Below are 6,729 nucleotides of genomic sequence, written 5' to 3' on the forward strand. Positions count from 1 at the left end.
CAGGGCTTCCAGTTCCGCCAGGCCCGCGTCCACCTGGGTTTGCTGTACAGAGGCGTCGATTTCCGCCAGCAATTGGCCCTGCTCCACACTGTCACCCACATCCACATGCAGCCGGGTAAGCTGGCCGGAGACCTGCGCACCCACGTCCACATAATCGCCCGGCTCCAGGGTGCCCAGCGCAGTGACCAGTTCTTCCACGTCGCCACGCTCCACCGTCGCCGTTTGCCACTGCGTAACCGGCGCCGACGTAAACCCCCAGCGCCAACCGGCAAGCAGCAGGGATACCATCAGAATGACAAACAAAAGAGCCGCTTTCGGATAACGGCGAATCCAGCGGGACATGGGCAATTCCACAGACCAGTAATGATGGTTGAGGAATATAGCGGGAAAAGTTGCAAGAAATGTGGAGGGGAGGGGAACAAGCTACAAGCTGCAACGCGGATTGGGGGCGCGGCCACACGTTAACCGCTCTGCCCGCGAAAGATCAGTTGAAAGTTCAAAGTGAAAAGTTGAAAAGGAAAACCAGGGAACGTTCCCTGTTTCCCTATCCAGTCTTGTAGCTTGTAGCTATTCCCTAGAACAACCACTCCATCCCATGACGGACCTGGTTGCGGGCGTTTTCAGTGATCACCTCACCGTGGGCCAGGCTGAGCCTTTCGAAGGGCCACTCCAGAATGCGGGTGACGCTGGCGCGGGCCTTGCGACGATTCAGGTAGACCAGGCGCAGCACCGGATGCCAACCCGGGGACTTCCACAGCCCTCCCAGCTTCAGGTACCAGCGGGTGAAACCGTGGTCACATTGATGAAAGTTTTCAATCAGGTCCGCCGCAATCAGGGTCTTGCTGGCCTGATGGTAGAACACCGTCTCGTGCAACATGGAGCCTTCAATAAAGACCAGCTCAAAGTCATCTCCCCAGTCCGGATGGGGTGTTTCCGAGAGTACCGCATCCAGCGACAGATCCTTGCGCTTGCTCGCCAGTTTCGCCGGCCCGTGCAACACCGCCTGCGGGTAACGCTGTTTCACTTCAGCGGCAAAAACATGGTGAAAAAGATTGGGGCAAACAATGTGGGTCACCTCGCCCAACGCCGCCAGCTCCTGGGCAAGAGGCTCATCCACCGGCACCGGGGAATGCAGCAGCAAACCGCCAGCAGACAATTTGATCACGGTCATGCGGGCACCCATGTGTAGCCCCATGAAGCTATGGGGAACCGAATACGCCCACACATTATTGGCAACAACATCGAGTAACGGCACAGCTGGCTCCTGAACATGACAATGACCTCAGGATACCTGCTTGATTCAGCGGATACAGCCTATTTACGCAATGGCTCCAGCAAGTTTTCCGTGCCGTCCATTTTCAGCATCAAGGCCAGCGCCATCAGCCGCCCCAACTCGCCCTTCGGAAAGCCTTTTTTGGTGAACCACAGCAGATAAGGCTCAGGGAGATCAATCAGCACCCGCCCGGCATATTTACCAAACGGCATGGTGCGTTCGACCAGAGCGGTCAAGTCTTCGTGTTTGAAATCCATAGGTATCCATCGTGATGGCAGGGGCGGGCCGTGGCCAGAGAGGAAAGGGACGATCACCCGGCCCCCATTACGTTATGCAGCCTACAGCCCAGCCACCTTACCGCCAAGCACAACCCCCATCATTCACCCTCTTCATTACCCTGCTCAGCGTTACGGCACATCTCCTCCGGCCATTCCAATTCGATGGTGGAGTGGGCAAAACCGTATTCCTTCACCAGCGCGCTGAAGCGGGATTTGAGCCCCCGCAGCTCCTCCATGGGCGGCTCACCACCCAACTTGATATGGGCGCTGAACACATGCTGCTGGCCGTCCAGACTCCACACATGGACATGGTGCACACCGGCTACGGCCGGCGGTGCCTGCAAGGCGTCCACCAGAGCATCGGTATCCACCTCCGTCGGCACCGCTTGCAGGAAGACCTTCAACGATGCCCATACATTGCGCGCCACATTGAACAGAATAAACAGGGTGAAACCGATGGACAGAATGGGATCGAGAATCGGGATTTCCCAGACCATCAGCACCAGCGACACCACCAACACGGCCACCCAGCCCAGCACATCCTCCAGCAGATGCCAGCGAATCACACTGGCATTCAACGAGGACTGGCGCAGTAACCGCCAGGCACCAATACCGTTTACCGTCACCCCGAGAATGGCCAACGCCAGCATGCCGGTGGCATTGGGCATTTCCGGTGCCCACAGGCGGGGAATGGCTTCGCTGATCACGAAGATCGACCCGGCAATCAGCACCAGCGCATTGAGCAACGCAGCCAGCACTGACAACCGCTGGTAGCCATAGCTGAAGCGCTGGTCCGCCTGTTTGCGGCTGACTTTGCCCAGCACCCAACCCATGCCGATGGCCAGGGTATCGCCCAGGTCGTGTACCGCATCGGACAGAATCGCCACCGAATTCACCATCAGCCCACCGACAAATTCGATGATGGTGAAGGTGAAATTCAGCCAGAACGCCATTCCGATGGCCCGGTCCTCATCACCGTGACCGTGGGTATGTGAATGCGGCGAATGTGGCGCATGTGAAGAGTGATCATGCATCATCGTTCCTCCATCACGTCGCGCAGCGCATCGGGAATCGGCATGGGCTGCAGCGGGTTCACATTGGCGCCGCCGGTATTGCCGACCGGCACCCATAACCGCGACATGACCAGCGCCGCCAACAGGCGTAGCATCTGTCCGCGGATTTCCCGCGCCTCGCGGCGTTGCCAGCCCACTTTCAACATCCACCAGTGGCTCAGGGTATGCGCGCCGACCCGTCGCTGCCCCAGAATATGCGCCCGCTCCAACTGGGCAAACGCCCGGTCCCAGTCCTGGCTGGCATAAGCCCGCCGTGCCGCCTCCATGGCGGCGTAAAACGCCCGTCGTTGCCTGTCGTGCATCACCCTGCTCCTTGATTCTGTTTCACCCTGGCTCCATTAAAAAAGCTATAGTGACTACAGGTTCAAGTCCGGTTATCCATTATAACGAGGTCATCATGTCTACCCTCTTTTCCATCGGCACCCTCAGCAGCGCCACCGGCTGCAAGGTGGAGACCATCCGTTATTACGAAAAAATTGGCCTGATGCCCGAGCCCGCCCGCAGCGAAGGGGGCCAGCGCCGTTATCACCGCAGCCACCGGGAACGGCTGCAGTTTATCCGCCACAGCCGGGAGCTGGGCTTCACCCTGGATAACATCCGCGAGCTGCTGGCGCTCAGCGAACAGCATCAGCATGCCGATGCCGTCGCCCGGCGACACCGGGACGCCGTACAAAACCGCATCAGCGCACTGACTGCCCTGCGCAACGAATTGGACCGGATGATCGGCGAATGCGAGAAAGGACACCCGGGCGAATGCCGGGTGATTGAGCTACTAAGCGATCACGGGCAGTGCCTGACCGACCACAGCGGGTAATCCCGGCCACAGCGCCCTGACCTGCCGGACGCTGACACTTTTACAACAGCTTCCATACCGATATACCCCATATGGGTGAGGCGTTTTTTCCCCAGTTTCCTACAATTGTTGCAACGGGCCCGTTTACCGGGCCAATAAGGTCATCAATGAAGGGAACAAGGGGAACGACCATGAAATGGACCATTGGCATTGCCGCACTATTCGCCTCACAGTTTGCTGCCGCTGATTATTATTCCAGCGTCGACGACGACACCTGCTGGGATGCCCGCAACAGTAGCGGTGGCCCCTGCATGGTGGTGCACAAAACCAAATGGAGTGAATACAGCAAGGACAACTTCATCATTACCTACCGCAACACCTGCAGCCACCGCATCTATGCCCGCTTCTGTAACGAGCGCAAGAACGGTTCCGAGGATTGCGGCGCTTCCGGCATCGGCGCGGGCAACACTAAAAGCTGGTCTACCCACAATGCCAATGGCCGCTACAGCTACAACTCCATTGGTGTGGTAAAAGGCTCCAAGGACTGGGTGTGCTCCGGCAAGGTGTCCAACTGGCACGACTGACATCCGCATATCGCCAAAAGCTGTCACGTTTAAGCCCGGCTTGCCGGGCTTAAACGCATTGCCGGTTTCCCGCTCTGAGGTTCGCGCCTCAAGAGGCACTCCTACCGAAAAGCCGACGTCCCCTGACTGGTGAGAACGGTGGTCCCACCGCGATGCAAACAACGTTGGTTAAGCGGCAGGATGCACGCCTTAACTCAGCCACAGGTGGTTATCCCACCACCCCCCCGGCAGTTCCAGCCACTGGCTTTGTACCTCTGCGGTGCGGCTATCGTAGTAGCGGCATTTGCCCTGCCCCGAGGTCACCGCAAAACCACCCGGCACCGCGCCAACACCGGCACAGTCGGACATGGGCGCATCCAGCAGCGTATCGCCGCTATCCAGATCCCAGATAAAGAAACGGTTTCCCCGTGGCGCGGTCATGGCCACTTGCCGCTGCTCGCTGTGAATGGCAATGCTGGCCGTGTATTGATCCATCATCGCCAGTTGTGCCCGGCTGACCGGGAACGGTTGATAGGCTTCCCCGGGCCGCTTGATCGCCAGTAACGGCACACTGTTGTAGGCCGGGCCATGGTACTGCTGGCCGGTAATCACGGTGCCATCGGCAGCCACATCCAGGTGGCGGATGCTGCTTTGAGCGTCGGCCAAAGTTTCCTTGCTGATCAATTCGCCATGGCGGCTCATGATCACCAGGCTGGGCGCCATGGCGTCCAGGTTCATTTCCTCACGGCTGCCGCCTTCGGTACGAATTCCCCCATTACCGATCACCAGGGATTCGCCGTCCGGCATCCAGGCCAGCTCGTGGGGACCGACACCGTGGGTGGTCGCTTCGCCGTCATGGACTAGCTGCAAAGCAGCCCGATCCAACCGGTACCGCCCCAGCACACCGCGCCCTGGTTCGCGGGTATCGTTTTCGGTGGTGTATAGCCACTCGCCGCGGGCATGGAATACAGCATGGCCATAGAAGTGCCGATCCGGCTGACTGTGCAGGGTTTGCAGCAGTCGGCCATCGCGCAGGTCAATCAAGTAACTTTCCCGGGCCGGGCGGCGCCCCACATACAACGCCACCGGCAGAAACGGATGGCGGGCCACCGCGTGGCAGCGCTCGGGCACCGGCGTGGCAAACGCCCGTTTGCCGCTCAGGTAGTAACCCACCGCATAGTGCTGACCGTCGTCATCGTTGCGCGCAGAAAGCAGCAGGGGTGATTCACCCGCCGTGCCGGTCCACAGTGACCAGCCACCCAACGCGGCCAGGCCGGCCATCGCCGCACCAGCCCCCAGCAACTTCCGTCGTGTTAGTGACATAACGCTCTCCGCAAGCCCGCTATGGCATCGCAATGAAGCGCGGGCACGACGTTGAATTATCGACACACCCTCCCGCGCTTTTTTAACTTTTAGCTTTTAGCTTTTAACTCGCAACTCGCAACTCGCAACTCGCAACTCGCAACTGACCCTAATCCCCATCGTTGGCGTTAAAACCGATCTGGATATTGAGATTGCGAGCCAACTCCGTCTGCTGACGGTTTTCCAGATTATCCAGCGCGGCATAGAGCGTCGTCAGCGTCTCGCTGTGTTGCGGCGCCTGCACCAGCTCCATCAACGGCGCTGGCAAAGCCGCAAGCTGGTTGGCCACATCCGCATAGGCCTGGTCGATGTCTTTCACCAGGGCCGCATCGCTCACCAGCGAACGCACCCGCTCCCATACCGCCTGCGCGCCCTGCAACGACGCCTGCAGGTTTTCAATGGACTGCCGGCTACGCCACGCTTCCGCCTGGTAAGGCTGCGCCACGCCCTGATTCAGCCGCCCCATGGGGGTGCCCAGTTTTTTCTTCAGCACATCCACCCCGGTGATCTGCGTGCGCAGAATTGCCGCCAGGCCTTCATCCGCCGTGGCGTAACGCTCATTGGGGAAGTCGCGCAACTGCGCCAGCATGCCGCCCGGCTCATTCCACAGCGCCAGCACCGACTCGGACAGCGCCAGCTGATGACCGGCGATACCGGTCAGCAGCGGGCAGTAGCGGTCATGCTTCTCCGCCAGGGCGACCGATTGATCAAACAGCACATACTCAAACGCCGTCAGCCCCTGCACCACCACGCTGGCCTTCTCCAGCTGCTCACCGGTCAACGAATCCGTCTCGTCCAGCAACGATTCCGTCTGGCGAACCACCATGTTGCGTTTGTCCGGCCAGAACTGAACCTGCCAGCTGCGGTTGCCTTCGGATAACGGCCCGACCATTAACGGTTGCAGGTGCGACCACCGGGACTGGGCCTGATAAAACGCGGTTTCCAGATCATCCACAGATGCCTGTGGAGCTGTGCAGTACGCCTCCACCGCGTCTACCAGGGCAGCATTGCTGTCGCGCCACTGCTGATGGGCCGGCAGCAGCAGCTCGTTGGCCAGCTGCACTGTGACTTCCTGACGCGGGTTACTGCACGCCGTCAGCAGCATCGACAAGGAAACTGACACCAGCACAATCAAAGCACGCATGATCCATCCTCAACCTTGGAACCGTTACAGAAAAAATTACAAAGAGTTCAGAAACGCCAACAGCGCCGCCCGTTGCTCGGCGTCAAACGCCAGTACCGCGTCCCGCGACCCGGCCGCTTCGCCGCCATGCCAGAGGATCGCCTCCATCAGGTTGCGGGCGCGGCCATCGTGCAGAAACTGGGTGTGGCCATTCACCGCCTCGGTGAGGCCGATACCCCAGAGCGGCGGCGTGCGCCATTCCTG

The 6,729-nt window shown here is 59.7% G+C and carries 10 protein-coding genes; 2 read left to right on the top strand and 8 right to left on the bottom strand.

The window, feature by feature from the left end; all coding sequences use genetic code 11:
• From A3754_RS11865 to A3754_RS11885, 5 genes are all read right to left on the bottom strand, one after another.
• Positions 1-342: biotin/lipoyl-binding protein (locus tag A3754_RS11865; protein ID WP_197468640.1), on the bottom strand; the 342-nt coding region annotated here is incomplete at its 3' end.
• A 232-nt stretch (positions 343-574) separates the two neighbouring features.
• A complete protein-coding gene (locus A3754_RS11870) occupies positions 575-1,255 on the bottom strand; it encodes a DUF4336 domain-containing protein (protein WP_082872203.1) in 681 nt (226 codons plus the stop codon).
• Between the two features lie 59 nt (positions 1,256-1,314).
• A complete protein-coding gene (locus A3754_RS11875) occupies positions 1,315-1,530 on the bottom strand; it encodes a DUF3820 family protein (protein ID WP_063519858.1) in 216 nt (71 codons plus the stop codon).
• A 119-nt stretch (positions 1,531-1,649) separates the two neighbouring features.
• Positions 1,650-2,504, bottom strand: coding sequence for a cation diffusion facilitator family transporter (locus tag A3754_RS11880; RefSeq protein WP_063519864.1), 855 nt, complete (start codon positions 2,502-2,504; stop codon positions 1,650-1,652).
• Between the two features lie 80 nt (positions 2,505-2,584).
• Entirely contained in the window at positions 2,585-2,926 is a 342-nt protein-coding gene (locus A3754_RS11885) for a DUF3703 domain-containing protein (protein ID WP_063519859.1), read from the bottom strand.
• A gap of 95 nt (positions 2,927-3,021) precedes the next feature.
• Here A3754_RS11885 and A3754_RS11890 point away from each other — a divergent pair, with 95 nt between their 5' ends.
• Together A3754_RS11890 and A3754_RS11895 are read left to right on the top strand one after the other, a co-directional pair.
• Positions 3,022-3,438 (top strand): helix-turn-helix domain-containing protein, encoded by a 417-nt coding sequence (locus A3754_RS11890; protein ID WP_063519860.1) that lies wholly within the window; start codon positions 3,022-3,024, stop codon positions 3,436-3,438.
• A gap of 170 nt (positions 3,439-3,608) precedes the next feature.
• Positions 3,609-4,001, top strand: coding sequence for a hypothetical protein (locus A3754_RS11895; RefSeq protein WP_007148686.1), 393 nt, complete (start codon positions 3,609-3,611; stop codon positions 3,999-4,001).
• Positions 4,002-4,190: 189 nt separating this feature from the next.
• Here A3754_RS11895 and A3754_RS11900 read toward each other — a convergent pair whose 3' ends face one another.
• The 3 genes from A3754_RS11900 to A3754_RS11910 all read right to left on the bottom strand — a co-directional run.
• Positions 4,191-5,303 carry a DUF1513 domain-containing protein gene (locus tag A3754_RS11900; RefSeq protein ID WP_063519861.1) on the bottom strand — a complete coding sequence of 371 codons (1,113 nt, stop codon included), beginning with the start codon at positions 5,301-5,303 and terminating at the stop codon, positions 4,191-4,193.
• A gap of 148 nt (positions 5,304-5,451) precedes the next feature.
• Entirely contained in the window at positions 5,452-6,486 is a 1,035-nt protein-coding gene (locus A3754_RS11905) for an imelysin family protein (RefSeq protein ID WP_082872204.1), read from the bottom strand.
• Between the two features lie 36 nt (positions 6,487-6,522).
• The coding region (locus tag A3754_RS11910) for a di-heme oxidoredictase family protein (RefSeq protein ID WP_304439833.1) at positions 6,523-6,729 on the bottom strand (207 nt) is incomplete at its 5' end.

The organism is Alcanivorax sp. HI0083, from assembly GCF_001635175.1.

What these genes read in the sequence shown, in the direction of transcription:
- A3754_RS11900 (WP_063519861.1), bottom strand. Translation starts at nt 5,303, where the DNA reads ATGTCACTAACACGACGGAAGTTGCTGGGGGCTGGTGCGGCGATGGCC.
- A3754_RS11890 (WP_063519860.1), top strand. Translation starts at nt 3,022, where the DNA reads ATGTCTACCCTCTTTTCCATCGGCACCCTCAGCAGCGCCACCGGCTGC.
- A3754_RS11885 (WP_063519859.1), bottom strand. Translation starts at nt 2,926, where the DNA reads ATGCACGACAGGCAACGACGGGCGTTTTACGCCGCCATGGAGGCGGCA.
- A3754_RS11880 (WP_063519864.1), bottom strand. Translation starts at nt 2,504, where the DNA reads ATGGCGTTCTGGCTGAATTTCACCTTCACCATCATCGAATTTGTCGGT.
- A3754_RS11875 (WP_063519858.1), bottom strand. Translation starts at nt 1,530, where the DNA reads ATGGATTTCAAACACGAAGACTTGACCGCTCTGGTCGAACGCACCATG.
- A3754_RS11905 (WP_082872204.1), bottom strand. Translation starts at nt 6,486, where the DNA reads ATGCGTGCTTTGATTGTGCTGGTGTCAGTTTCCTTGTCGATGCTGCTG.
- A3754_RS11895 (WP_007148686.1), top strand. Translation starts at nt 3,609, where the DNA reads ATGAAATGGACCATTGGCATTGCCGCACTATTCGCCTCACAGTTTGCT.